The sequence below is a fragment of the Brachybacterium sp. AOP25-B2-12 genome (assembly GCF_052378625.1).
Classification (GTDB): domain Bacteria; phylum Actinomycetota; class Actinomycetes; order Actinomycetales; family Dermabacteraceae; genus Brachybacterium.
In genome coordinates this window covers 100,638-125,489 of sequence record NZ_JBQSXW010000001.1, presented here as the reverse complement: position 1 = coordinate 125,489, position 24,852 = coordinate 100,638, and the positions used below count along the sequence as shown (strand labels likewise).

The window sequence follows — 24,852 nt, the reverse complement described above, 5'->3', positions numbered from 1 at the left end:
CCATCGACGAGAGGGGCTCCCATGAAGGTGACCTCGGCGATCATCGCCGCGATGTGCCTGGTGTCCCTGAACCTCGGCTACGGGGCGTTCTACGTCCTGTGGTCGATCGCCGATCAGGCGGCGGTGGCCCGCTCCGAGGCCGGCGGGGGCTTCGACCCCTCGCAGCTGTTGCCGTACGGGAACGTGATGTGGGTGCTGGCCCAGCTCCTGCTGCTGGCGATCCTGGTCCTGGACGTCGTGGCCATCGTGCTCGCCATCGCGACCTGGGCTGGGCGACGGAACGTCGGGCGCGCGGCACCGTCGATGCCCACGGCGGCTCCGGGACGCTGAGTCCCGATGCCATGCAGGTCGTGAGGGGATCTCGGAGCGCGGAGATCACCCGTGGGGTAGGCCAGGTGGGGCTTGAACCCACGACCGACGGATTATGAGTCCGCTGCTCTGACCGGCTGAGCTACTGGCCCTCGAAGCCCCATGAGACTACCGGTCCCGGGCGGTGTCCCGCGCACGCCGCGCGAGGGTGGCCCCCGTCACGGCGCGGCCAGTACGGTGGGCGGGTCCCCGGCCCCCTCAGGAGCGCCCGTGCACGTCCTCATCGGTCTCATCGGCCTCGTCGTCTTCCTCGCTCTCGCATTCCTCCCCTCGCGCGATCTGCGCATGCTCCGCGTGAAGGCGCCGTACATCCTCGCCCTGCTGGCGCTCCAGGTGGTGCTCGCGATCCTGCTGCTGCGCACCGGGATCGGGCAGGCCGTGATCGAGGTGATCGCAGGCGTCTTCGGGGCCCTGATCGGCTTCGCGGGCGAGGGCGTGGCCTTCGTGTTCGGCGGCCTCGTGGATGTGGAGGCCGGGGGTGCGGCACCGTTCGTGTTCACGGCGCTCGCGCCGATCATCGTCATCTCCGCGCTGATCGGGATCCTCCAGTACCTGCGGGTCCTGCCGCTGGTGATCCGCGGGATCGGCTCCGTGCTGGCGCGGGTCACGGGGGTGGGCAAGCTCGAGTCCTTCAATGCCGTGTCCTCGGCGGTGATCGGCCAGTCCGAGAACCTCATCGCGATCAAGAAGATCCTCCCGGGGCTGCCCCCGCACCGCCTTTACACGATCAGCGCCTCGGCGATGTCGACGGTGTCGATGTCCATCGTCGGGGCGTACATGACGATGATCGAGCCCCGGTACGTGGTCGCCGCGATCGTCCTGAACCTCTTCGGCGCCTTCGTGGTCGTGAACCTCCTGAACCCCTACGAGCTGACCCCCGAGGAGGACGTGACCGTTGCCCCCGAGCAGTCGCGGCAGTCGTTCTTCGAGGTGATGGGGGAGTACATCCTCGACGGCGGGAAGGTGGTGCTGTCGGTGGCGGCGATGCTCATCGGCTTCGTGGCCGTGATGGCGCTGCTCAACGGGATCTTCGCCTGGGCGCTCGGGGGCACCACGTTCCAGGACCTGCTGGGCTACGCGTTCTGGCCGCTCGCGTTCCTCACCGGCGTGCCGGTCCCGGAGTGTGCGGACGTGGGGCGCCTCATGGCCACCAAGCTCATCTCCAACGAGTTCGTCGCGATGCTCTCCTTCACCGAGGCGGCCCCCGGCGGCCCGGTGCAGCTGAGCGAGCGCGGCACAGCGATCGCCCAGACGTTCCTCGTGTCCTTCGCGAACTTCTCCTCGATCGGCATCATCGCCGGCGCGGCGAAGTCCCTGGCCCCCGAGCAGGGCGACCAGATCGCCCGCTTCGGCCTCAAGCTGCTCTACGGTGCGACGCTCGTCTCCTTCATCACCGCGACCATCGTCGGGCTCGTCGTCTGACGGCGGCGACCGTCCCGTGGCCTTGGTCATACTCGCCGGTCGCGGCACATCCCAACTCGCACGGGACGGGGGCGCACTGCTAGTGTCTACGAGGTCGATCCCGCGTAGCTCAATCGGCAGAGCATTCGACTGTTAATCGAACGGTTACTGGTTCAAGTCCAGTCGCGGGAGCATCAGACGGACGGTGGGTCCCGGCAGGTCCGGGGCTCACCTTCTGCATTCCGGGCACGATGCGCCCACCACGAGCGAGTCCCGGGGCCGGGCCCCGGGCGAGGAAGGGCCGATGACCCCGCTGCCCGACACCGGATTCCCCGTCCCCGAGCAGGCCGGTCCCGGCTCCGTCTGGGCCGACCGCGTCGGCACCAAGCGCCTGATCGGCCGCAACCAGCGCGGCGTCGAGATACCCATCGGCCAGGGCGAGGGCGAGATCAACCCCGGCGAGCTGCTCAAGCTCGCCCTGATCGGCTGCGCCGGCATGTCCTCGGACTTCGGGCTCTCCCGACGTCTGGGCGAGGACTTCGCGATGCGCCTGTGGGTCCACGGCCAGTCCGACGAAGACACCAACCGCTACGAGCGGATCGACGAGCAGATCCAGCTGGACCTCTCCGCCCTCTCCCCCGAGGAGCAGGAGCGTCTGCGCCGCGTGATCGACCGCGCGATCGCGGCGGGCTGCACCGTCGAGCGCACCGTCGCCCCCGGCGTCGAGGTCCACCACGAGGTGCAGGACGCCGGAAGCCCCGTCGCATCACCGTCGGACGGCCCTGCGGGTCCCGAGGGCACCGCGACCACCGAGGACCCGGCATGACCGAGCGTCCGATCCGCGTGATCGGCGACCCCGTCCTGCGGACGCCGTGCGACCCCGTCACCGCCATCACCGACGGCGTGCGCACTCTCGTCGCCGACCTCCTGGACACCGTGGACCACGAGGGGCGCGCGGGTCTCGCCGCCAACCAGATCGGCGTGAGCCAGCGCATCTTCGCCTGGCACATCGAGGACGAGGTGGGGTACATGATCAATCCCGTCATCGTCGAGCTCTCCGAGCAGACGCAGGACGATGACGAGGGCTGCCTGTCCGTCCCCGGCCTCTGGTACCCGCGGATCCGTGCGCTGTTCGCGCGGTGCGAGGGCACCGACCTCGAGGGCCGCGCCGTGTCCCTCGAGGGCGAGGGGATCCTCGCCCGGCTGATCCAGCACGAGGTGGGCCACCTCGACGGGCATCTCTACATCGACGGCCTCGAACGTCCCGTGCGCAAGCGCGCATTGCGGGACATCCGCGAGAGGCTCTAAGCTGACCGGGCACTGAGACCGCCCGCACGGGCGTGATCCCGGGGCCGCACGCCCTGCTCGCCGGAGCACCGATTCGTTGGGGAAGACGCATCGGACACCGGAAGGGGCGTCATGACCCAGGGCGTGCTGTACATCCACTCCGCACCGCGAGCCCTCGCACCGCACATCGAATGGGCCGCCGGCGGAGTCCTCGACGTGCCTGTTCGCATCCAGTGGCGCGAGCAGCCCGTGGGGCGCAACCTCCTGCGGGCCGAGCTCACCTGGCGCGGCCGGGAGGAGACCGGGGCGCGGCTCGCGAGCGCGCTGCGCGGCATGGACGAGGTCCGCTACGAGGTGGTCCAGGACGCGACCCCCAAGGCGGACGGCGCCCGCTGGAGCTGCACCCCCGAGCTCGGGATCTTCTTCGCCGCCACCGACCGCGCCGGGAACATCGTGCTGACCGAGGACCACGTGCGTGGCTGCATGGAGCGTGCCGCCGCCACCCGGGATCCCGGCGCGCTGCAGCGGGAGCTGTCGACGGCGCTCGGTGAGCCGTGGGACGAGGACCTCGAGATCTACCGGCACGCGGGCGAGGGCGTGGCGATGCGGTGGCTGCAGCGGGTCGTCTGAGGCCCCTCGGCACGCCGGTCGCGGCGTGCGCACCCCTGAACCGACACGAAGGGCGGGCATCCGGGAGATCCCGGAGGCCCGCCCTTCGTCCGTGCGTGCGGCGTCAGGCGGTCGTGAAGACCACCGCGACATCGTGCCCGCCGAACCCGAAGGCGTTGTTGAGCACCGCGATGTCGCCGGCGGGCAGCTCCCGCGGGGCGTTGACCGCGACGTCCAACGGCGTGGTCGGGTCGAGGTTCTCGATGTTGATCGTGGGAGGTGCGACCCGGTGGTGCGCGGCGAGGATCGCGAACACGGACTCCAGGGCGCCGGCGCCACCCAGGAGGTGACCCGTCATCGACTTGGTGGAGGTGACGACCAGCTGATCGGTCTGCCCGTCCAGGGCCAGCTGCACGGCCTCGAGCTCGCCGATGTCGCCCAGCGGGGTGGAGGTGCCGTGGGCGTTGAGGTGCACGACGTCGGTGGCGGCGATCCCGGCGTCGTCGACGGCCTCGCGGATCGCGCGGGCCTGCCCGTCCGTGGACGGCGCGGCGATGTGGTGGGCGTCCGAGGCCATGCCGCGGCCGGAGACGTAGGCGTAGATCCGTGCACCGCGGGCCTTGGCGTGCTCCTCGGACTCCAGGACCAGCATCGCCGCCCCCTCGCCGAGCACGAAGCCGTCGCGGTCCACGTCGTAGGGACGCGAGGCGTGCTCGGGGTCGTCGGTGCGCGTGGACAGCGCCCGCATGTTCGCGAAGCCCGCCAGGGGCAGCGGATGCACGCAGGCCTCGGTGCCGCCGGCCATGACGACGTCGGCACGACCCGAGCGGATCATGTCCAGGGCGTTCGCGACGGCCTCGGCGCCGGAGGCGCAGGCCGAGACCGGGGTGTGCGCGCCGGCGCGGGCCCCGAGCTCGATCTCGACATGCGCGGTCGAGGAGTTGGCCATGAGCATCGGCACGGTGAAGGGGTTGACGCGGCGTGCGCCGCGGTCGCGGACCACGTCCCACTGGTCGAGGATGGTCCAGACCCCGCCGATCCCGGTGCCGATGACGACGCCGAGGCGCTCCCCGTCGACCTCGGGCGTGCCCGCGTCCTTCCAGGCCTCCCGGGCCGCGATGAGCGAGTAGCGCCCGCTCGGGTCGAGCTTCTTGGCCTCGGGGCGCGCCAGCACGTCGAAGGGATCGATGCCCACCGTGCACGCGAAGTCGACGGCGAGCCCGTAGCGCTCGGTCCAGTCGTTGTCGAGCGTGTGGGCGGTGGACGTGCCGGCCAGGGCCGCCTCCCACGTCGAGGGGACGTCCCCTCCCAGCGGGTTGACGGTGCCCAGTCCGGTCACGACGACACGGGGGGAAGCTGACATCTTGGGGGACCTCCGGGGGATGGAGCGGGGATCGGGGCGGTGGGACGAGATGCCGCCACCGAAGGAGGACGCCCGGAGCGCCGCAGCGTCTCCGGGCGTCCCGAGCGGCTCAGGCCTGGCCGGCCGCGATGAACTTGACGGCGTCGCCGACGGTCGCGAGGTTCTTGACCTCGTCGTCGGGGATGCGCACCTCGAACTTCTCCTCGGCGTTGACGACGATGGTCATCATCGAGATCGAGTCGATGTCGAGGTCGTCCGTGAAGGACTTGTCCAGCAGGACGTCCTCGGTGGCGACACCGGTCTCCTCGTTGACGATCTCGGCGAGGCCCTCGAGGATCTCGTTCTCGGTGTTGGCCATGGGGTGCTCCTTCGATTGCTTGCGGTGGCTGGGGAAAGACTACCCGCGACAGGGGCCGCGGGGAGGTCATCTGGGGGCCGTGGCGACCGGCGTCACGTCCGGACGTCGGCCCCAGGGCGGGACGGGGAACTAGGGCAGCACGACGACCTGTCCGGCGTACACGAGGCCCGCGCCGAACCCGATCTGGACGCACACGTCGCCCGAGGAGGCGAGGCCCTCGCTCAGCAGACGGTGGGTCGCCAGCGGGATCGAGGCGGCCGAGGTGTTGCCGGTCTCGGCGATGTCGCGGGCGATGACGACGCTGTCGGGCAGGGAGAGCTGCTTGGCGAGCTCGTCGATGATCCGCATGTTGGCCTGGTGGGGCACGAACACGTCGATGTCCTGGACGGTCAGGCCCGCCTCGTCGAGAGCACGCCGGACGATGTCCGCGGTGTGCCAGACGGCCCAGCGGAACACGGTGCGGCCGTCCTGGCGCATGGTGGGCCACGGTGCGGTGCCGTCGCGGAACTCGAGCATCGAGCTGGTCATCCGGATGGACTCCCAGTTCTCCCCGCCGCTGCCCCAGATCGTCGGTCCCACGAGCGGGGTGTCCGAGGCGGTCAGCACGGCCGCGCCCGCTCCGTCGCCGAGCAGGAACGAGATCGTACGGTCGGTGGGGTCCACGAAGTCCGAGAGCTTCTCGGCACCGACCACCAGGACCGTGCGGGCCGTGCCGGAGCGGATCAGGGCGTCGGCCTGGCCGATCCCGTAGCAGAACCCGGCGCAGGCGGCGGAGATGTCGTAGGCCACCAGCTCGGGATTGCCCAGACGGGCACCGAGGAGTGCCGCGAGCGAGGGCGTGGCGTACGGGAACGTGACCGTCGAGACGATGATGACGTCGACGTCGGCGGCCGTGATCCCGGCGTTCGCGATCGCCTCCGCGGCCGCCTCGTGGGCGAGGTCGGCCACGGAGTGCCCGGCGCTCGCGCGGGTGCGGCTGATGATCCCGGTGCGTTGGCGGATCCACTCGTCGGAGGAGTCGATGGGGCCCGCGAGGTCGTCGTTGGAGACGTGCACGTCCCCGCGGGCGGCGCCGTAGGCGAGGATCCGCGATCCGGGGACCGAGGGGCGCGGTCGCAGCGTGACGGCCATGGCTCAGGCCGCCGCGGGGGCGGGGGCGGCGCCTCGGTGGCGCGCGACGAGGTCCCGGGCGGCATCGAGATCCTCCGGGGTGCTCAGCCCCACCAGCTCGATACCCTTGAGCTCGCGCTTGGCCAGGCCCGTGAGGGTACCGGCGGGAGCCACCTCGATCAGCGCCGTGACGCCCTGGTCGCGGAACGTGGCCATGCAGGCCGCCCAGTCGACGGGGGAGGCGACCTGGGCCACCAGGAGGTCGAGGTACTCGGCGCCCGAGGTGACCAGGCGGCCGTCGGCGTTGGTGACGAGGGGGACGCGGGGGTCCGCGGGGGTCAGCTCCGCCGCGACCGCCGCCAGAGCGTTGCGCGCGGGGGCCATGTAGCGGGTGTGGAAGGCGCCGGCCACCTGCAGGGGGATCACGCGGGCGCGGGTCGGGGGCTCCGCCACGAGCGCGGCGACGGCGTCGACGGCCCCGGCGGCGACGACCTGGGCGGCGCTGTTGAGGTTCGCGGGTGTCAGGCCGTGGGCGGCGATCGCCGCGAGCACCTCGGTGCGGTCGCCGCCGACGACGGCGGCCATCGAGGTGGGCTCCACCGCTGCGGCCTCGGCCATGGCGCGGGCGCGGACGGCCACCAGGCGCATCGCCTCGGTCGCCGAGAGCACGCCGGCCAGGGCGGTCGTGGTCACCTCGCCCACGCTGTGCCCGGCCAGGAGGTCCGCGGTCGGGCCCTCGACCTCTGACGCCAGGGCCTCGTGAGCGAGGATCCCGGCGGCCACGAGCAGGGGCTGGGCCACGGCGGTGTCACGGATCGTGTCCGCATCGGACTGCGTCCCGTGCAGGGCCAGATCGAGCCCGGCGGCCTCGGAGAGCTCGGCGAGTCGCTCGGGGACGCCGGGCCGCTCGAGCCAAGGGCTCAGGAATCCGGGCTTCTGGGCGCCCTGTCCGGGGCTGACGATGACGAGCACGGTGACCTCCAGGGGTCGGACGGTTCGGTGGCGGTGGGAAGTCGGGGACCGTCGGTCACCGCGGGACGCGTGCGGCGGCCTCGCGGTGACCGGAGGTCAGGGCCGGGCGGCGTCGAGGGCGGCCACGACGACCCTCTCGGCGCGGACGCGGTCCACGCCGAGTTGGACGGACAGCGCCGCGAAGTCGCGGGCGGCGGACTCGAGACGGCCTGCGACCCCGTCCAGGGGTGCGACCACCGTCCCGGCGCGGCCACGGGTGATGACGATCCGCGACTCCTCGAGCCGACGGAACGCCTTGGCCACGGTGTTGACGGCCAGATCCAGGTCGGCAGCCAGCGCGCGCACCGTCGGCAGACGGGTCCCCGGTGCGAGGGTCCCGTCCTGGACGGCGTGCGCGATGGCGTCGCAGATCTGGCGCACGGGGGGTTCGGCCGCGTGGCGGTCGATCCTGCAGATGCCCGTGAGGGCGTGCTGCCGAGCGGCCGGGGGTCGTGCGGTGGCGAGCTCGGAGGTCAGGACTCGCCTCCGAACGAACCGGACTGCCCCGCGTTGACGTCGAGCAGCTCGTACTTCTCGGCGGCCTGGCGGGGCACCGACGGATCGATCTTCCCCTCGGCCGCGAGCAGCTGCAGCGCCTTGACGGCCATCGAATGGGCGTCGATGTGCAGGTGGCGGCGCGCGGCGGGACGGGTGTCCGAGAAGCCCCAGCCATCGGCCCCGAGCACGCCGTAGGCGCCCGGGATCCACTGGCGGATCATGTCGGGCAGCTCCCCGGCGAAGTCGCTCGTGGCCACGTAGGGACCCTCGACGCCCTGCAGGCGCTGGGTGATCCACGGGGTACGGGGCTCGTCGGGGTGCAGGAACGTGCTGCGGTCGGCGTCCTCGGCCTCGCGGCGCAGTTCGACCCAGCTCGTGACCGACCAGACCGCGGCGCGCACGCCCCAGTCCTGCTCGAGCAGCTCGCGGGCGTGGCGGGCCCATGGGACCCCCACGCCGGAGGCGAGGAGCTGGACCACGGGACCGTCGCCCTCGGGCGCGGCCTCGAGCTCGTACATGCCCTTGAGCAGGCCCTCGACGTCGAGCCCCTCGGGCTCGGCGGGCTGGACCAGGGGCTCGTTGTAGACGGTGATGTAGTAGAAGACGTCCTGGTCACGGGAGTCCTCGCCGTACATGCGCTGCAGGCCGTCGCGGATGATGTGCCCCAGCTCGTACCCGTACGCGGGGTCGTAGATGATCGCCGCGGGGTTGGTGGCCGCGAGGATCGGGGAGTGGCCGTCCATGTGCTGGAGGCCCTCACCCGCGAGCGTCGTCTTGCCCGCGGTCGCACCGATCACGAACCCGCGCACCATCTGGTCGCCGGCGGCCCAGAAGAAGTCGCCGGTGCGCTGGAACCCGAACATCGAGTAGAAGATGTAGAACGGGATCATCGGCTCGCCGTGGGTGGCGTAGGAGGAGCCCGCCGCGGTGAAAGCCGCGGTCGCGCCGATCTCGTTGATGCCCATGTGCTTGATCTGGCCCTGCGCGGACTCCTTGTAGGCCAGCAGCAGGTCGCGGTCCACGGACAGGTAGTTCTGGCCATCCGGGTTGTAGATCTTGGCGGTCGGGAACAGGGAGTCCATGCCGAAGGTGCGGGCCTCGTCGGGGATGATCGGGACCCAGCGCCTGCCGGTCTCCTTGTCCCGCATGAGGTCCTTGATGAGCCGGACGAGAGCCATCGTGGTGGCGATCTCCTGCTTGCCGCTGCCGCGCTTGACGACCTCGTAGGCCTTGTCGCCGGGCAGCTCGAGGGCCTTGTGGGCGTAGTTCCGGCTGGGCACCGGGCCGCCGAGCTCGGCGCGGCGCTCCCGGAAGTAGCGCATCGCGGGGGAGTCCTCCGGCGGCAGGTAGAACGGCGCGTCGTAGACGCTGCCGGACTCGAGCTGCTCGTCGGAGATCGGGATGTTGAGCGTGTCGCGGAGGGCCTTGAGGTCGTCCGCCGTGAACTTCTTCATCTGGTGGGTCGCGTTGCGGCCCGCGAAGCTCTTGCCCAGGCGGTAGCCCTTGATGGTGTGGGCCAGGATCACCGTGGGGCGTCCCGTGTGCTCCATCGCCATCTTCATCGCGGCGTACATCTTCACGGGGTCGTTGCCGCCGCGGTTGAGCTTCCACCAGATGTCGTCGTCGGACATGTCCGCGACGAGGTCCTTGGTGCGGGGATCGCGCGCGAAGAAGTTGTCGCGGATGAACGCGCCGCTCTCGGCGCGGTAGGTCTGGAAGTCGCCGTCGGGGGTGCGGTTCATGAGGTCGATGAGCGCGCCGTCGGTGTCCGCCGCGAACAGCGGGTCCCACCCGGTGCCCCAGATGACCTTGATGACGTTCCAGCCGGCGCCGCGGAACTGCGACTCGAGCTCCTGGACGATCTTGCCGTTGCCGCGCACCGGGCCGTCGAGGCGCTGGAGGTTGCAGTTGACGACGAAGGTCAGGTTGTCGAGGTGCTCCTTGGCCGCGACGTGGATGTGCCCGCGGGACTCCACCTCGTCCATCTCGCCGTCACCCAGGAACGCCCAGACGTGCTGGTCGGAGGTGTCCGTGATGCCGCGGTTGTGGAGGTAGCGGTTGAAGGAGGCCTGCTCGATGGCGTTGACGGGGCCCACGCCCATCGAGACGGTCGGGAACTCCCAGAAGTCCGGCATGGCGCGCGGGTGCGGGTAGGACGGCAGGCCGCGCGGGTGGGACTTCTCCTGACGGAACCCGCCGAGGTCCTCCTCGGTGAGGCGGCCCAGCATGAAGGCGCGGGCGTAGATGCCGGGGGAGGCGTGGCCCTGGAAGAACACCTGGTCGCCGCCGCCGGGGTGCTCGCGACCGCGGAAGAAGTGGTTGAAGCCGACCTCGTACATCGAGGCGATCGACGCGAAGCTCGAGAGGTGGCCGCCGACGCCCACCCCCGGGCGCTGGGCGCGATGGACCACCATCGCGGCGTTCCAGCGCAGCGTGTCGCGGATCTCCTTCTCCAGGGCTGCATCGCCCGGGTACTCCGGCTGGCGGGCCGTCGAGATCGTGTTGATGTAGTCGGTGTTGTCGCTGTAGGGGATGTCGACGTTGCGTCGGCGTGCGTGCTCGACGACGTTCTGGACGATCTCCGCCGTGCGCTCGGTGCCCCGCTGCTCGATCAGCGAGTCGACGGACTCGAGCCACTCCTGGGTCTCCTCGGGGTCGAGGTCACCGGCGTGGCTCGGAAGCTCCGATCCCGTGGCACCGGGCGTGTCGTATGCGGTCACGCTGTCCTTCTCTCTTCGAGGGTAGGGACGGTCGTCCTGGGCGTCATCGCCGCTCCGGCTCACCGGTGGGCGCACTGCGACCCGCGACCTTCGGGTGCCCACAGCGTAGTTGGTCCGGCCCGTCGCCGCGGGGGCCGTCCGTCCCCCACCGGGCGCAAGTGACACGAAAAACACAGTTCGCTAGACTCCAGGCGCGCCGACCCTGTGCCCGTCCCCGACGGGCGAGCGCTCGGCGCCGCAATCGTGCGAGGGTGGGGTCATCAGGCCGCGTCCGCGCGCCGCCCGCTGTCGAGCTGCCCCTGGAAGGAGCCGCCCCTTGTCCCCCTCGTCCGATGAGAAGCCGTCCCGTGAGGCTGCCGAGCTGCTCGGTTTCAGCACGGGACAGATCGTGCAGGAGATCGGGTACGACGACGACGTCGACCAGGACCTCCGAGAGGCGATCGAGGACTCCATCGACGACGATCTGGAGGACGAGGACTGCCAGGAGATCGTCGACGGCGTGATCCTGTGGTGGCGAGACGGCGACGGCGACCTCGTCGACGCGCTCGTGGACTCCCTCACGACCCTCGCCGCCGGCGGGCCCGTCTGGCTGCTGACGCCCAAGCCCCGCCGCGACGGCCATGTGCTGCCGGCCACCATCCAGGAGTCCGCCGACGTCGCGGGCCTGCGCGCCATGAGCTCGGTGAGCCTGGCCGAGGACTGGTCCGGCACCCGCCTGGCCTCCCGCCAGGGCTGATCCGCCGATGCCCGGCCCCGGTGCTCGCGCCCGGGTGCTGCAGGACCACGACGGCGGCACCGTCGACCTCGACGACCTCGCCGGGGTGCGTCACGTCCTGATCTTCCTTCCCGGGGCGTTCACCCCCGTGTGCACCGCCGAGCTGCCCGGCATCGACGCGCTGTGGCGGCGCGCAGGCGAGCGCGGAGTGCCCGTCCTCGCGATCGCCTGTGACACCGCCCCGGTCCTGGCGGCCTGGCGCCGTGCCGAGGAGGTGGACGTGCCGCTGCTGTCCGATGCCTGGCCCCATGGCGCGGTGAGCAGCACCTTCGATGCCTTCGATGCACGCACGGGGCGCTCCTGCCGCAGCTCCCTGGTGATCGACGCCGACGGGCGGATCGCCTGGCGGGAGGATGCGAGCCCCGAGGTCGGACGCGATCCGGACCGAGTTGCCCGCGCCCTGGGAGTTCTGGGAGCATGACGCGCTGCGCGGGACCGGCACCTGCCGGTTCTGCGTCCGGTCACGGGCCCTGCGGGCGCCCGCGATCGGAGCACCGGGGTCGTTAGCTCAGTTGGTCAGAGCGTCTGGTTTACACCCAGAAGGTCGGGGGTTCGAGCCCCTCACGACCCACCCACCACGCATCGTGTCAGCGATCGTCCCTGCCCGCCGCACCCCGGCCGGCGCCGTCACGGGGTGCGCGGCGAGAGACGAGCACCCCCCGCACGACGAGCCCCGCCACGAGCGCCCAGAATGCCGCCCCGACACCCGCGACCGCGATCCCCGAGGCCGCGACGAGCAGCGTCACCCCAGCCGCGAGCTGGTCACGGGGTTCCGCGAGCGCCGCCCGGGCCGAGGACACGAAGGTCCCCAGCAGCGCGAGGCCGGCGACGGCCGGCACCACGCCCTCCGGCGCCAGGGCGATGAGGTGGGCGCACGCCGCCGCGAGCAGCCCGAGGACGACCATGAGCACCCCCGAGGTGCAGCTCGCGATCCAGCGGCGCGAGCGGTCGGGGCCCGCCTCCGGCCCCGCGGCGAGGGCCGCGCTGATCGCCGCGAGGTTGATCCCGTGGCCGCCCAGCGGTGCGGCCAGCAGCGACCCGATGCCGGTGACCAGCATCGTCGGGCGCCACGGCACCTCGTAGCCGAGGCCCCGCATCACGGCCACCCCGGGGACGTTCTGGGACGCCATCGTCACGAGGTACAGCGGCAGGGCGATCCCCACCACGGCGCCCACGGTCAGGGTCGGCGATGTGAGCTCGGCGTGGGGCACCAGCGCGGCGAGGGGGACCCCCCGCCCGGAGGCCGCAACGTGCGCGACGATCACCACGGCGGCGGCGGCGAAGGCCAGCGGCGAGGCCCAGCGCGGGAGGAACCGCATCGCGAGGAGCCAGACCAGCACCACGGGGGCGACCTCCAGCGGGTTCGCGGCCAGCCCCAGCACCGGACCCAGGCACAGCTGCAGGAGCACCCCGGCGAGCATCGCCTGGGCGATCGAGGCGGGGATCCGGGCCATCAGCGCGCCGAGGGGCCGCACCCAGCCGGTGAGGACGATGAGCAGGCCCACGAGCCCGAAGGCGCCGACCGCGGCGGGCCAGCCGCCGTCGACGGCCCCGGTCGCGGCGAGCAGTGCGGCACCGGGGGTCGACCAGGCGATCGTGATGGGCAGACGGAACCGCAGCGAGAGGACGATCGACCCGAGCCCCATCGCGACGCTCACGGCCAGCAGACCGCTCGCGGCCTGCCCCGGGGTGGCGCCGACGGCGGCGAGCCCGGTGAGCACCACCACGAAGGCGCTGCTGAACGCGACGAGCGCGGAGGTGATCCCGGCGAGCACCGGGGCCGTCACGGAGCCGGGAGAGGCCGGTGCGGATGCATCGGATGCGGGGGAGGGTCTGGTCACCCCGATGACGGTAGCGCCGCGGGACGCATCGGTGATCGCGGGGTCCGCCGCTCGGCCACGACGACGGGCACCACCTGCCCGGTCAGCGCGTGAGCGCGTACGCCAGCAGCAGCACGATGATCAGCAGGGCACCGCAGCCGATCCAGGGCACGGCCGTCCGCCAGGTCTCCTGTGCCGACTCCCGGGGGGCGGTGGCGGAGCCCTCGCGACGGGACCGTGCGCGCAACGACACGATCGTGGTGACGAGTGCCCCGAACACCGCGAGGCCGAAGAGGACGGAGATCAACGTGGTGAGTCCGCCGCTCATCGTGCCACCACCGAGACGCGGCACGAACGAGTCATCGATGGGACGGGGACGGACGGACGGGTCACGGCGAGCTCCTGGGTGTCGGGACCGGGGATCCGACCACCCTAGGCGAGCGGCCTCGGCGGCACCTGCAGGGGGCCACCGCGGGACTCCGCCCGAGCGAGGCCCCACACCAGCGGCGCGGCCAGCCCCGCGCACGCCGCCATGAGCAGGAACGTCAGCGCGGGGGAGAGGTCGAAATAGTGGCCGGCCACCGCGGTCATCACCGCGGTGCCGCCGCCCGTGCCGAGCGCGGCATAGAGGCCCTGGGCCGGGCCCACGAGCTCCGGGCTCACGTGGCGGCGCAGCGTCTGGACCACGGCGAGCTGGATCAGGCCGAAGGTGAGGCCGTGCATGAGCTGGCTGGCCAGCAGCACGGGCCACGACGGGACGAGCGCCCACAGCGTCCAGCGCAGCACGCAGCCGACCACCCCGCCCGCCAGCAGCACCGCGATCGACCGTCCTGCGGCGGCGCCCCCCAGGAGCCGGAAGACGGCCATCTCGCCCAGCGGTGCCAGCACCAGCATCGCCGCGATCGCCCAGGGTGCCGCGCCCAGGCGGTCCAGGTGCAGGGTCCCGAAGGCGTAGTAGGCCGCGTGGGAGCTCTGCAGGACCACCGCGGCACCGAGGGCGCAGACGATCACGGGTCGGGTCAGCAGCGGCCCCCAGGACCCGAACGATCCCGCACGCTGGGCGGCGACGACCTCGTCGCCCATCGGCCGCAGCGCCGCGAGCGCGAGCACCAGAAGTCCTCCGATGAACACCCACAGGAGGGCACCGGTGCCCAGCACGGTGGCGATCGCGCCGTCGACCGCCGAGCCCACGATGAACCCGAACGAGCCCCACATGCGCGCCGGGCCGTACTCGAACGCGCCGCGTTGCGCACCGAGGCTCCCGGCGGTCTCGAGCACCTGCATCTCGGTCGGATACAGGATCCCCAGGAGCGCCGAGAGCACCATGAGCCCCGTGAACCCGGCATCGGGCACGAGGGCCGTGGCGACCAGCAGGCACAGCCAGGGCAGGACCCGCGCGATGGCTCCCAGGGGAAGGTGCCGGTTGGCCAGGGGGAACAGCGTCACCACGGCGACGGAGCGCGTCACGAGCGAGACGGTGATCGACAGCCCGATCTCGGTGCTGTCGAATCCGCGGTCGGCGAAGATCAGGCCCCAGTACGAGACGAACGTCGTCCAGGTGAAGAAGAACAGGAAGTACTGCAGGCGCATCCAGGTGCGCACCGGGGCTCCTGACGACGAGGAGGGGCGTCGGGCGGGGACCGGACACCCGGGGAGGGAGGCGATCGTCACGGTATCCCAGCACTCGCGCGTCCTATGCTGGTAGCCCGTCGTCCGCGACGAGCAGCACACCGCAGTCCACCCAGGAGGCACGCTCGGAATGACCGCTCCGATCAGCCCGCTCGACGTCGCCGCCATCCGTCGCGACTTCCCGATCCTTGATCGGAGCCTGGGCGACGACAGGCCGCTCGTGTACCTCGACTCCGGCGCGACGAGCCAGCATCCGCGCTCGGTGATCGAGGCCGAGACGACGTTCCTCCAGACGAGCAACGCCGCGGTCAAGCGCGGCGCCCACCAGATGGCCGAGGCCGCGACCGACGCCTACGAGGGCGCTCGCGCCCGCGTCGCCGCCTTCGTCGGTGCGCCCCGTCCCGAGGAGATCGTCTTCACCAAGAACGCCACCGAGGCGCTGAACCTCGTGGCGTACTCCCTCGGCAACGGCGGCCCGGGAGTCCCGGACCACCTCGTCGTCCGGGCGGGCGACGAGATCGTCGTCACCGAGATGGAGCACCACGCCAACCTCGTCCCGTGGCAGGAGCTGGCCCGCCGCACCGGGGCGACCCTGCGCTGGATCCCCCTGGGCGACGACTTCCGTCTGGACCTCTCCGACCTCGACGAGCTCGTCACCGAGCGCACCAAGGTCCTCGCCTTCAGCCACCAGTCCAACGTGCTGGGCACCGTCAACCCCGTGGACCTGCTGGTGGCCAGGGCCCGCTCCGTCGGGGCGCTCACGGTGCTCGACGCGTGCCAGTCCGTGCCGCACCAGCCCTTCGACGTGACCGCCCTGGGCGTCGACTTCGCGGCGTTCTCGGGGCACAAGATGCTCGGTCCCACCGGGATCGGCGTGCTGTGGGGCCGCTACGAGCTGCTCGCCGAGATGCCGCCGTTCATCACGGGCGGGTCGATGATCGAGGTGGTCCACATGGACCGCTCGACCTACGCAGAGCCGCCGGCGCGCTTCGAGGCCGGCACCCCGATGGTCTCCCAGGCCGTCGGGCTCGCCGCCGCCTGCGACTACCTCGACTCCCTGGGCCGCGAGGCCATCGCCGCCCATGAGCAGGCGCTGACCAACCGCGCCGTCGAGGGCCTGCGCGACGTTCCCGGTCTGCGGATCCTCGGGCCCGATGCCGGACCGGACCGCGCCGGCGCCGTGTCCTTCTCCCTCGTGGGGCGTCACCCCCACGACGTGGGCCAGGTGCTCGACTCCCTCGGCATCGAGGTGCGGGTCGGCCACCATTGCGCCTGGCCGCTGCACCGCCGGTACGGCCTGCACGGCACCACCCGCGCCAGCTTCTCCGTCTACACCACCCCCGAGGAGGTCGACGCCCTGATCGCCGGGATGGGCGACGTCGTCGACTTCTTCCGACGATTCGAGTGAGCCACCCATGAGCATCGCGAACCTGGATTCGCTGTACACCGAGATCATCTTCGAGCACGACAAGCGTCCGCAGCGCTACGGCCTGCGGGAGCCCTTCGAGGCCGAGGTCCACCACGTCAACCCCACCTGCGGTGATGAGATCACCCTGCGCGTGCACGTCACGGGCGAGGGCGAGGACGCCATCCTGGAGGACCTCAGCTACGAGTCCCAGGGATGCGCCATGTCCCGCGCCTCCGCGTCGATCATGGCCGACCTCCTGCACGGCAGGACCCTGGCCGAGGCCGCCGCGATCGTCGACAGCTTCGAGCTGTCGATGGCCAGCCGCGGCAAGGACCCGGGTGACGAGGACCTGATCGGCGACGGCGTGGCCCTGCTGGGAGCCTCGAAGTTCCCCGGGCGCGTCAAGTGCGTGGTCATGGCGTGGAAGGCCTACCGCGCCGCGCTCGTCGAGTCGGGCAACGGACGGGTCTGAACGATGACCCCGACGCATGCGGGGTCCCGGCGCCCGGTCGTGCCCGCCGCGACGGGCCCGACGGTCGCCGACGTCGTCGGCCTCCTGGAGACGCTCTACCCGCTGGACCGCGCCGAGTCCTGGGACCGTGTGGGCCTCGTGCTCGGCGAGGGCCCCGCGCCCGTGCGACGGGTGCTGCTGGCCGTGGATCCGACCGTGGCCGTCGCCCGTGAGGCCGAGGCCTCGGACCTCCTGATCACCCACCACCCGCTCCTGCTGCGCGGTGCCTCCCAGCTCCCCGCCGACACCGGCAAGGGTGCCGTGGTCACGACCCTCATCCGCGGCGGGACCGCCCTGTGGAGCGGTCACACCAACGTGGACCGCTCCGCCGACGGCACCGCCACGGCCCTGGCCGATGCCCTCGGCCTCCTGGACCGGACCCCGCTCGTGCCGCCGGACCGCATCGAGGACGGCCTGCTGGGCCTCGGGGTCGTGGGCCGGACAGCGCGGGCGACGACCGTCGGGACGCTCGCCTCCCGGCTCGCGGGGCTGCTGCCGGCCACCGTGCAGGGAGCCCGCTACACGGGCGATCCGCGGCGCACGGTGCGGCGCGTGGCGGTGTGCCCGGGCGCGGGGGACTCGGAGCTCGCGACCGCGACCGCCGCCCGGGCCGACGTCTACGTCACCTCGGACCTGCGCCATCATCCCGCGCTCGAGCATCTCGAATCGGCCGCGGACCCGGCGGTCGTCCCCGCACTCATCGACATCCCGCACTTCGCGGCCGAGTCGCTGTGGCTGCCGGTCCTGCAGCGGGTGCTGCGCGCCGCCGCCGAGGAGCGCGACTGGGATCTCACGGTCGCGGTCTCGGGCCTGTCCACCGACCCGTGGACGGGCGCGGCACGGCCCTGAGCCTCAGCGCGCGTCGATCACCGTCAGCACTTCCGGGGTCGACGCGATCCGCAGCCCCGCCGGCAGGCCCTCGGCCGCGATCCGATGGACGTCCTCTGCATCGCGTGCCGTGGCATCGGCCGTGAGCAGGGCGCGGGCCACGAGCCCGCGGTAGCGCTTGGCGTCGTGGGAGACGACGGTCCTCACGCCGTCCCGCTCCCGGAGGGCCACCACGTGCACGGCGCCGGGAACCGGCATCATCGACCGGTAGGCGCCGGAACGGCAGTCCACGACCACCTCCCCGGACCGGGCCAGGTCCCGCGCGACGGCGGCCAGATGGGGCCGCCACCACGCCCCCACGGAGCCGAGGCGCGACACGGTCGATCCGGCCGAGAGACGGTACGCGGGAATCAGGTCCTGGTCCGCATCGACGATCCCCAGCAGCGCGGAGGTCACGAGCACGCGGCGATCCGCGGAGGGCCGGGCGTTCCCGAGGGCGTCGTACAGGACGCCGGAGTACACCGCCAGCGGACGCGCGCACGGCTCCTCCTCGAGCCGGGCCATGCGCTCCACCAGCTCGGGAGCCGACGCCGGGACCTTGAGCGCGGCGCCACCGCCGCGAGCGGTGGCGGTGCGTGCCGCCGCGCGGAGCATCGCAGAGCGCGCCGAGGCGAGCGAGGGACGTGCGAGCGCGGGGAGGTCCAGCGGCGGCCCGTCGATCGGTCGGTCCTTGGTCTCCGAGGGCGGGAGCAGCACGATCATCGACGCGGCCCCCGAGGGGGCGTCGCCGATGCACGGGCGTGGGCGCTCACCGTGCGGTCCCTCGGTGCTGCCGGGTCGGACGGGGGAGACGCTGGGTGTGCCATGGCTCCCATCCTCCCCGACCCCGCGGCATGGTCCGGACCATCGGGGCGCTATCCTCGGGGCGGACCAGTCGGCCGGGCAGTCGCGTCCTCGCCGCGTGCATGCACGCAGCGGGGCCGAGGAAAGTCCGGGCTCCATCCGGCACGGTGGTGGGTAACGCCCACCCGGAGTGATCCGCGGGACAGTGCCACAGAGAGCAGACCGCCGGGACCCGATCCGTCGGGTGCCGGTAAGGGTGAAAGGGTGGTGTAAGAGACCACCGCGGTCCCGGTGACGGGATCGGCACGGTAAACCCCACCGGGAGCAAGGCCGTACAGGGGACGTTCGCAGGGCGCCGGCCCGAGTCCCCGGGTTGGCCGCTGGAGGTCGTCGGCAACGGCGACCCGAGATGGATGACTGCCACGACAGAACCCGGCTTACAGGCCGGCTGGTCCGCCCTCCGGGGCATCCGTCGCGACGGTCGGACGCGCCGCCGCGTGCGTCACTCGGCGTGCTTGGCGTTCTTCTTGGCGGCCTTGCGGGCCAGCGCCGCGGCGCCGATGATCCCCGCCTCGTTGCGCAGCCCGGCCGGGACGATCGGGGCACGCAGGTCCAGCAGCGGCAGGTAGTTCTTGTGCTTCTTGGAGACGCCGCCGCCGACGATGATGAGGTCGGGGTTGATGAGGAACTCCAGCAGGGAGAAATAGCCCTGCAGACGCTCGGCCCATGCCGCCCAGTCCAGCTCGTCGCGCTCGCGCGCCGAGTCCGCGACGTAGCGCTCGTAGGACTCGCCCTCGAAGGGGATGTGCCCCAGCTCCGTGTTGGGCACGAGGGTGCCGTCGACGAACAGCGCCGTGCCCACCCCTGTGCCCAGGGTGGCCACGAGCACCACGCCCTTGACCTTGCGGCCCGCGCCGAACTCGATCTCGGCGATGCCCGCGGCGTCGGCGTCGTTGACCACGAACACGTCGTGCCCGGTGCGCTCGGTCAGCAGCGCGTCGACGTCGGTGCCGATCCAGGAGTCGTCGACATTGGCCGCGGTCCGGGCCACGCCCTGCTGGATGACGGCGGGGAAGGTGACGCCCACGGGGAGATCATCGGCGATGTCGAAGGCTCCGAGGAGCTCGGCGACGGTGTCGGCGACCGCGTCGGGGGTCGAGGGCTGCGGGGTGGGGATCCGCAGGCGGTCCGCCGCGAGGGCGCCCCCCTTGAGGTCCACGGGCGCGCCCTTGATGCCGCTGCCGCCGATGTCGATGCCGAACGCTGCCTTGCTCATGGTCCTTCGTCCTCCTGGGTGGGTCGGGGCGCCCACCGGAGCGGGACGGCACACAGTGTGACAGACGTCGCGGCTCGACGCGGTCTCGGCCGGCCCCGGGCGCCCTGGGGCGGTCGTGGTCAGACGGTCGTGAGGATCTCGTACCCGTCCTCGGTGATGAGGAAGGTGTGCTCGAACTGGGCGGTGAAGGAGCGGTCGGCAGTGACCACGGTCCAGCCGTCGTCCCACTGCTCCCACGCCTGGGAGCCCAGGGTGACCATCGGCTCCACGGTGAGGGTCATGCCCGCCTCGATGACGTCGTCGAACATCGGCGCGGAGTCGTAGTGCGGGACGACCAGGCCGTTGTGGAAGCCCTCGGCGACGCCGTGCCCGGTGTAGTCCCGGACGCTCTCGTAGCCGAAGCGACCCACGTACTTCTCGACGACGCGGCCGATGACGTTGACCTCGCGGCCCACGCGGCCGGCGCGGATGCCGCGCATCATCGCCTCCTCGGTGCGCTCGATCAGCTCCGCGGCGCGCGGATCGATCGCACCCACGGCGAAGGTCGCGTTGGTGTCGCCGTGGACGCCGTCCAAAAAGGCGGTGACGTCGACGTTGAGGATGTCGCCCTCCTCCATGACCGTCGAGTCGGGGATCCCATGGCAGATGACCTCGTTCAGGCTCGTGCAGCACGACTTGGGGAACCCGAGGTAGCCGAGCGTCGAGGGGTAGGCGCCGTGGGACACGAGCACGTCGTGGACGACGCCGTCGATCTGATCAGTGGTCACGCCGGGTTCGGAGGCCTCGCCCGCGGCCTGCAGCGCGAGGGCCGCCACCCGGGAGGCCTCGCGGACGCGACGGATCACGTCGGCGCTCTGGACGTAGGGCCCCGAGTCCGAGACCGCCTCGTCCTTGCCCACGTACTCGGGCCGGGCGATGGCGGCGGGCACCGGTCGCTCGGGAGAGATGGTGCCGGGCATCAGCAGGGCGCGCCCTGCGGGGCGCAGCCACCGGTCGGTCGCGGCAGGGTGTTCTACAGTCATGGCCACCAGTGTCCCACCGATGAGGAGGTCCCTCCGATGCCCGACTACTACTACAACCTCGACAGCCACCAGGTCGAGGAGGGCGCGCAGTCCCCGGGCAACGAGCTCATGGGTCCCTACGCGACCCGCGAGGAGGCCCAGAGGGCCCTGGCGATCGCCGCCTCGCGCAACGAGGCGTGGGACGAGCAGGACAAGGACTGGAAGGACGGCGCGGACAGCTGATCGCGCGACCCGTCCGCCCCCGGACGACGAGGACCCCCATCGGAGACCGTGCTCCGGTGAGGGTCCTCGGCATCGCGGGTTCGGGCGCCGTCAGGAGAAGGCATGCCCGGGTCCCGGGTACCGGCGACCCTCGACGTCCTCGCGGTAGGTGGTCGCGGCGCGACGCAGGTCCGCCCCGAGCTCGGCGAAGCGATGGACGAACGTCCCGTGGAAGTCCGAGAGCCCGGCCATGTCCTGCCACACGAGCACCTGCCCATCGCAGGCGGGGCCCGCGCCGATGCCGATCGTGGGGATCGCGAGGATCTCGGTGAGGCGCTCGGCCACACCGGAGGGCACGAGTTCGAGGACGATCGCGAAGGCACCCGCCTCCTGGAGCGCGAGGGCGTCGTCGGCGAGGCGGTCCGCGGCCGCGTGCTCACGTCCCTGGACGCGGTGCCCGCCCAGGGCGTGCACCGACTGGGGGGTGAACCCGAGGTGGCCCATCACGGGGATCCCGGCGGCCACGATGGCCCGCACCTGCGGCAGGATCGCCTCGCCGCCCTCGAGCTTGACCGCCTGGGCGCCGGCGCGCATCAGCTCGACCGCGTGGTTCACCGCATCCTGCGGACCGGTCTGGTAGCTGCCGAAGGCGAGGTCCGCGACGATCAGCGGGCGATGCACCGAGCGTGCGACGGCACCGGTGAACGTGAGCATGTCCTGGTGGGTGGTATGGAGGGTCGAGTCGTAGCCCAGCACCGTGGTCCCCACGGAGTCCCCGACCAGGAGCACGTCGATCCCGGCGGCCTCGAAGGCCTGGGCGGAGAACTGGTCGTACGCGGTGAGCATCGCGAAGCGCCGCCCGGTGTCCTTGGCGTCCTGGAGATGGCGGGTCCGCACCCGGGCCGGGCGCGTGCCCCCGGACGTCGGCGTGCTCTCGGATGCGTTCACTGTCGGCTCCTCACGGCTCGTGATCGGCTCGCGACCGGTGACGTGGCCGCAGAGCGCTGCGCGGACCAGGCTAGTGGCTCGCGCGTCCGACAGGGACGCGCCCCGGTTCCGTGGGATCATCGTCGTGCCCGCTCGTCACGGACGACGCCGGGCCGCGCCGTCCCGGGGGGGGGGGGGACCGCGTGCACAGGGGAGCGGGAACGAAGGGGAGCACGAAGATGCATCGCATCCAGCGGATCGCACGTCATGCAGGGGCCGTGGGAGTGGCCTCGGTCGCGGCGGCCGTCCTGGCCGCCTGCGGCGGCGCGGGAACGGTCACGGTCGGCGGCGGCACGGAGCCGTCGGAATCCACCACGGCGGAGACGACGGAGCCCGTCACGACGACGCCTCCCACGACGCAGCCGTCGACGAGCGCTGCCCCCACGACCCCGCGGCCACAGGTCCAGCCCGCCACCGAGGGCGATCTCGAACCCGCCAAGCAGACCGTCGTCGACTTCTACACCAAGGCGTCCGTGGGCGACTTCGCCGGGGCCTGCCATCACATGCTCAACACCCGGACCAAGGTGGGCCTCGCCGACGGCGACCCGCTCCACACGGGATGCATGTCCTCCCTCGAGAAGGAGAAGGACCAGTTCGCCCAGCTGCAGGGTCGTGTCTTGATCGACCAGGTGAGCGCGGCGTTGCAGCCCGACGGTCACGTGGACGTCAGGATCAACGATTCCGACAGTGCGCTCACGATCGTCAAGGGCGCCGACGGGGGCCTGTACATCGACGTGTCCCGATGAACGGCGCGACAGCGCGGACGGACGTGGGATGAGCTCGTGTCCTCGAGGGACGGGGAAGGGAACTTCTGTCCTCGCGGGGTACGGGGGCCTGCAGCACCGTCGTGCACCGTTCGCCGTCCCGTCGGACATGGTCGGGCGATGAGGGGCCACGGAGTCGATCGCGCGTTGCGCGCGCGTCGGGCACCATCGTCTGGGATGATGGTGCGCGCCCGTCGAGCGACGGTGCACGGGGCGCGCCAGGACCGGCGTGAACAGGGACGAACGAACAAGGATTACGCCACGGCGTGCAAGAAGACGATCAACCCGGCGACGAAGGAGCCCATGACCGACGCCGATGCTCAGCTGTGCGCGAAGAACCTCGAGTCGAGCTCGTCCGCCGAGGGTATCGATCCTTCGCTCGCCTCGTACGTGACGAAGGAGAACCTCGAGGCCAAGGCGTCCGACGACGGAACGATCAAGATCTCCATCATGGGGTCGGAGTTCCCCTACTCCCTGTCCAAGGCTGCGGACGGGAACTGGTACATCACCCTGTCGTGACGACGGGTCGCTCGCGGGACGTGAATGCGTGACCATTGCAGCGGTCAGCGTCACGCATTCACGCCGTGATCGCCTCGTGGGCACGCGGGCGTGAGGAGTTCGAGGAGGGTTCGGCCCTTCCTCATCGCGCGGGTTGCGGAGATCGGTGCGCCGACCGCGGACCCACGAACACATGGGGCAGACTGACCTCATGGAACGCCACCACGATGCCGTCATCCGTGCCGTCGAGGAGCGGGACATCCGCTTCGTCCGCCTGTGGTTCTGCGACGTGCTCGGGAGTCTGAAGTCCGTCGCCATCTCCCCGGAGGACCTCGAGACCGCCTTCACCGAAGGCATCGGGATCGACGGCTCGACGATCGAGGGGATGACCCGGGCGTACGAGTCCGACATCCTGCTGCGACCGGATCCCGGGACCTTCCAGGTGCTGCCCTGGCGGGGTGACACCAACGGCACGGCGAGGATGCTGTGCGACGTGCTCACGCCGGACGGGGAGCCCGCGGCCTCGGACCCGCGCCGCGTGCTGCGCCGGGCGATGGCCAGGGCGGAGGCCCAGGGCGTCGAGTACTTCACCCACCCGGAGATCGAGTTCTACCTCTTCGAGGAGCCCTACACCGAGGGCGAGCCGTTGCGTCCCGTGGACCATGCCGGGTACTTCGACCACGTGCCGCGCGCGAGCGGCCAGGACTTCCGCCGCACCGTCATCCAGTACCTCGAGGCGATGAACATCCAGGTGGAGTACTCCCACCACGAGAACGGCCCCGGGCAGAACGAGATCGACCTGCGCTACGCGGATGCGCTGACGACCGCCGACAACATCCTGACCTTCCGCACGGTGGTCAAGGAGGTCGCGCTGTCGATGGGGCAGTACGCCACGTTCATGCCCAAGCCCATGATCACCAGCCCCGGCTCCGGCATGCACACGCATCTCTCGCTGTTCCAGAACGGCAAGAACGCCTTCCACGAGCCCGGCGCCGAGTACGGACTGTCGCGGACCGCGCGCCAGTTCATCGCGGGGCTGCTGCGCCACGCCCCCGAGTACACGGCCGTCACCAGCCAGTTCGTGAACTCCTACAAGCGGCTGTGGGGGGCGCAGGAGGCGCCGAGCTACGTCTGCTGGGGCCACAACAACCGCTCGGCGCTGGTCCGCGTGCCGTACCACAAGCCCACCAAGGGCACGAGCTCGCGCATCGAGTTCCGCGGCGCGGACTCCGCCACGAACCCCTATCTCGCGTTCTCCGTCCTGCTCGCCGCGGGCCTGGCCGGGATCGAGGGGGAGTACGACCTCCCCGAGGGGGCCGAGGACACCGTCTGGCAGCTCACCGATCGCGAGCGGCGCGCCCTGGGGTACGAGCCTCTGCCGACCGACCTGTTCCGGGCCCTGGAGATCTTCGAGTCCTCCGAGCTCATGGCCGAGACCCTCGGCGAGCAGGTCTTCGAGTACTTCCTGCGCAACAAGCGCGACGAATGGCAGCGCTATCGCGAGCAGGTCACCACGGCCGAGCTCGAGACGACGTTCTCCCGGATCTGAGCGATGGTGCGCGGC

At 71.7% G+C, this 24,852-nt stretch carries 27 protein-coding genes, 3 tRNA genes and 1 other RNA gene; 17 read left to right on the top strand and 14 right to left on the bottom strand.

Annotated features, from left to right (window positions below; translation table 11 throughout):
• Positions 1-21 precede the first annotated feature (21 nt).
• Positions 22-330, top strand: a complete 309-nt coding sequence (locus tag ACT3TZ_RS00620) for a hypothetical protein (protein ID WP_444581450.1) — start codon at positions 22-24, stop codon at positions 328-330.
• Positions 331-387: 57 nt separating this feature from the next.
• On the opposite strand, the gene ACT3TZ_RS00615 is transcribed toward ACT3TZ_RS00620, so the two are convergent.
• Positions 388-461: transfer RNA gene (locus tag ACT3TZ_RS00615), tRNA-Ile, on the bottom strand.
• Positions 462-579: 118 nt separating this feature from the next.
• Here ACT3TZ_RS00615 and ACT3TZ_RS00610 point away from each other — a divergent pair.
• The 5 genes from ACT3TZ_RS00610 (at position 580) to ACT3TZ_RS00590 (ending at position 3,687) form a co-directional block, all read left to right on the top strand.
• On the top strand, positions 580-1,791 hold the full coding sequence (locus ACT3TZ_RS00610; protein WP_444581449.1) for a NupC/NupG family nucleoside CNT transporter: 1,212 nt from the start codon (positions 580-582) through the stop codon (positions 1,789-1,791).
• Between the two features lie 98 nt (positions 1,792-1,889).
• Positions 1,890-1,962, top strand: a tRNA-Asn gene (locus ACT3TZ_RS00605).
• Positions 1,963-2,074: 112 nt separating this feature from the next.
• Positions 2,075-2,596 carry an OsmC family protein gene (locus ACT3TZ_RS00600; protein WP_444581448.1) on the top strand — a complete coding sequence of 174 codons (522 nt, stop codon included), beginning with the start codon at positions 2,075-2,077 and terminating at the stop codon, positions 2,594-2,596.
• Positions 2,593-3,078, top strand: coding sequence for a peptide deformylase (gene def / locus ACT3TZ_RS00595; protein WP_444581447.1), 486 nt, complete (start codon positions 2,593-2,595; stop codon positions 3,076-3,078). The genes ACT3TZ_RS00600 and def overlap by 4 nt, the downstream gene beginning before the upstream one ends.
• 111 nt (positions 3,079-3,189) lie before the next feature.
• Positions 3,190-3,687 (top strand): DUF3145 domain-containing protein, encoded by a 498-nt coding sequence (locus ACT3TZ_RS00590; RefSeq protein ID WP_444581446.1) that lies wholly within the window; start codon positions 3,190-3,192, stop codon positions 3,685-3,687.
• Between the two features lie 103 nt (positions 3,688-3,790).
• Here the strand turns inward: ACT3TZ_RS00590 and ACT3TZ_RS00585 are convergent, their stop codons facing one another.
• The 6 genes from ACT3TZ_RS00585 to aceE form a co-directional block, all read right to left on the bottom strand.
• Positions 3,791-5,029, bottom strand: coding sequence for a beta-ketoacyl-[acyl-carrier-protein] synthase family protein (locus ACT3TZ_RS00585; protein WP_444581445.1), 1,239 nt, complete (start codon positions 5,027-5,029; stop codon positions 3,791-3,793).
• A gap of 109 nt (positions 5,030-5,138) precedes the next feature.
• Positions 5,139-5,387, bottom strand: coding sequence for an acyl carrier protein (locus ACT3TZ_RS00580; RefSeq protein ID WP_444581444.1), 249 nt, complete (start codon positions 5,385-5,387; stop codon positions 5,139-5,141).
• A 129-nt stretch (positions 5,388-5,516) separates the two neighbouring features.
• Positions 5,517-6,518, bottom strand: coding sequence for a beta-ketoacyl-ACP synthase III (locus ACT3TZ_RS00575; RefSeq protein WP_444581443.1), 1,002 nt, complete (start codon positions 6,516-6,518; stop codon positions 5,517-5,519).
• A 3-nt stretch (positions 6,519-6,521) separates the two neighbouring features.
• On the bottom strand, positions 6,522-7,469 hold the full coding sequence (locus tag ACT3TZ_RS00570) for an ACP S-malonyltransferase (RefSeq protein WP_444581442.1): 948 nt from the start codon (positions 7,467-7,469) through the stop codon (positions 6,522-6,524).
• A 96-nt stretch (positions 7,470-7,565) separates the two neighbouring features.
• On the bottom strand, positions 7,566-7,889 hold the full coding sequence (locus ACT3TZ_RS00565; protein ID WP_444581441.1) for a GntR family transcriptional regulator: 324 nt from the start codon (positions 7,887-7,889) through the stop codon (positions 7,566-7,568).
• Between the two features lie 92 nt (positions 7,890-7,981).
• Positions 7,982-10,726, bottom strand: coding sequence for a pyruvate dehydrogenase (acetyl-transferring), homodimeric type (gene aceE / locus ACT3TZ_RS00560; protein WP_444581440.1), 2,745 nt, complete (start codon positions 10,724-10,726; stop codon positions 7,982-7,984).
• 316 nt (positions 10,727-11,042) lie between these two features.
• On the opposite strand from aceE, the gene ACT3TZ_RS00555 reads away from it, so the two are divergent.
• The 3 genes from ACT3TZ_RS00555 (at position 11,043) to ACT3TZ_RS00545 (ending at position 12,072) form a co-directional block, all read left to right on the top strand.
• A complete protein-coding gene (locus ACT3TZ_RS00555) occupies positions 11,043-11,462 on the top strand; it encodes a DUF3052 domain-containing protein (RefSeq protein WP_444581439.1) in 420 nt (139 codons plus the stop codon).
• 7 nt (positions 11,463-11,469) lie between these two features.
• Entirely contained in the window at positions 11,470-11,922 is a 453-nt protein-coding gene (locus ACT3TZ_RS00550; protein WP_444581438.1) for a redoxin domain-containing protein, read from the top strand.
• Positions 11,923-11,998: 76 nt separating this feature from the next.
• Positions 11,999-12,072: transfer RNA gene (locus ACT3TZ_RS00545), tRNA-Val, on the top strand.
• A 16-nt stretch (positions 12,073-12,088) separates the two neighbouring features.
• Here ACT3TZ_RS00545 and ACT3TZ_RS00540 read toward each other — a convergent pair.
• The 3 genes from ACT3TZ_RS00540 to ACT3TZ_RS00530 form a co-directional block, all read right to left on the bottom strand.
• Complete coding sequence (locus ACT3TZ_RS00540; RefSeq protein WP_444581437.1) at positions 12,089-13,342, bottom strand: benzoate/H(+) symporter BenE family transporter; 1,254 nt, start codon at positions 13,340-13,342, stop codon at positions 12,089-12,091.
• 82 nt (positions 13,343-13,424) lie between these two features.
• Entirely contained in the window at positions 13,425-13,649 is a 225-nt protein-coding gene (locus tag ACT3TZ_RS00535; protein ID WP_444581436.1) for a hypothetical protein, read from the bottom strand.
• Positions 13,650-13,753: 104 nt separating this feature from the next.
• Positions 13,754-14,923, bottom strand: a complete 1,170-nt coding sequence (locus tag ACT3TZ_RS00530) for an MFS transporter (RefSeq protein WP_444581435.1) — start codon at positions 14,921-14,923, stop codon at positions 13,754-13,756.
• A 157-nt stretch (positions 14,924-15,080) separates the two neighbouring features.
• Here ACT3TZ_RS00530 and ACT3TZ_RS00525 point away from each other — a divergent pair, with 157 nt between their 5' ends.
• The 3 genes from ACT3TZ_RS00525 to ACT3TZ_RS00515 are packed head-to-tail and all read left to right on the top strand — an operon-like array spanning position 15,081 to position 17,718.
• A complete protein-coding gene (locus tag ACT3TZ_RS00525; protein ID WP_444581434.1) occupies positions 15,081-16,358 on the top strand; it encodes an aminotransferase class V-fold PLP-dependent enzyme in 1,278 nt (425 codons plus the stop codon).
• A 7-nt stretch (positions 16,359-16,365) separates the two neighbouring features.
• On the top strand, positions 16,366-16,830 hold the full coding sequence (sufU, locus tag ACT3TZ_RS00520) for a Fe-S cluster assembly sulfur transfer protein SufU (protein WP_444581433.1): 465 nt from the start codon (positions 16,366-16,368) through the stop codon (positions 16,828-16,830).
• 3 nt (positions 16,831-16,833) lie between these two features.
• Positions 16,834-17,718, top strand: coding sequence for a Nif3-like dinuclear metal center hexameric protein (locus ACT3TZ_RS00515; RefSeq protein ID WP_444581432.1), 885 nt, complete (start codon positions 16,834-16,836; stop codon positions 17,716-17,718).
• 3 nt (positions 17,719-17,721) lie between these two features.
• Here ACT3TZ_RS00515 and ACT3TZ_RS00510 read toward each other — a convergent pair whose 3' ends face one another.
• Positions 17,722-18,459 carry a YaaA family protein gene (locus tag ACT3TZ_RS00510; RefSeq protein WP_444581431.1) on the bottom strand — a complete coding sequence of 246 codons (738 nt, stop codon included), beginning with the start codon at positions 18,457-18,459 and terminating at the stop codon, positions 17,722-17,724.
• A gap of 168 nt (positions 18,460-18,627) precedes the next feature.
• Here ACT3TZ_RS00510 and rnpB point away from each other — a divergent pair.
• An RNA gene (rnpB, locus tag ACT3TZ_RS00505) (RNase P RNA component class A) lies at positions 18,628-18,996 on the top strand.
• Positions 18,997-19,042: 46 nt separating this feature from the next.
• On the opposite strand, the gene ppgK is transcribed toward rnpB, so the two are convergent.
• The gene (gene ppgK, locus ACT3TZ_RS00500) at positions 19,043-19,816 is read right to left on the bottom strand and encodes a polyphosphate--glucose phosphotransferase (RefSeq protein WP_444581430.1); all 774 of its coding nucleotides are present in this window, start codon (positions 19,814-19,816) and stop codon (positions 19,043-19,045) included.
• A 119-nt stretch (positions 19,817-19,935) separates the two neighbouring features.
• Complete coding sequence (map, locus tag ACT3TZ_RS00495; protein WP_444581429.1) at positions 19,936-20,838, bottom strand: type I methionyl aminopeptidase; 903 nt, start codon at positions 20,836-20,838, stop codon at positions 19,936-19,938.
• A 36-nt stretch (positions 20,839-20,874) separates the two neighbouring features.
• Here map and ACT3TZ_RS00490 point away from each other — a divergent pair, with 36 nt between their 5' ends.
• Complete coding sequence (locus ACT3TZ_RS00490) at positions 20,875-21,060, top strand: SPOR domain-containing protein (protein WP_444581428.1); 186 nt, start codon at positions 20,875-20,877, stop codon at positions 21,058-21,060.
• Positions 21,061-21,150: 90 nt separating this feature from the next.
• Here ACT3TZ_RS00490 and panB read toward each other — a convergent pair whose 3' ends face one another.
• Positions 21,151-21,987 (bottom strand): 3-methyl-2-oxobutanoate hydroxymethyltransferase, encoded by an 837-nt coding sequence (gene panB / locus ACT3TZ_RS00485; RefSeq protein WP_444581427.1) that lies wholly within the window; start codon positions 21,985-21,987, stop codon positions 21,151-21,153.
• Between the two features lie 218 nt (positions 21,988-22,205).
• On the opposite strand from panB, the gene ACT3TZ_RS00480 reads away from it, so the two are divergent.
• The 3 genes from ACT3TZ_RS00480 to glnA all read left to right on the top strand — a co-directional run bounded on the left by ACT3TZ_RS00480 (position 22,206) and on the right by glnA (position 24,837).
• Entirely contained in the window at positions 22,206-22,772 is a 567-nt protein-coding gene (locus ACT3TZ_RS00480) for a hypothetical protein (RefSeq protein ID WP_444581426.1), read from the top strand.
• 321 nt (positions 22,773-23,093) lie between these two features.
• Positions 23,094-23,309 (top strand): hypothetical protein, encoded by a 216-nt coding sequence (locus ACT3TZ_RS00475; protein WP_444581425.1) that lies wholly within the window; start codon positions 23,094-23,096, stop codon positions 23,307-23,309.
• A 190-nt stretch (positions 23,310-23,499) separates the two neighbouring features.
• Positions 23,500-24,837, top strand: a complete 1,338-nt coding sequence (glnA, locus tag ACT3TZ_RS00470) for a type I glutamate--ammonia ligase (protein WP_444581424.1) — start codon at positions 23,500-23,502, stop codon at positions 24,835-24,837.
• Positions 24,838-24,852 lie beyond the last annotated feature (15 nt).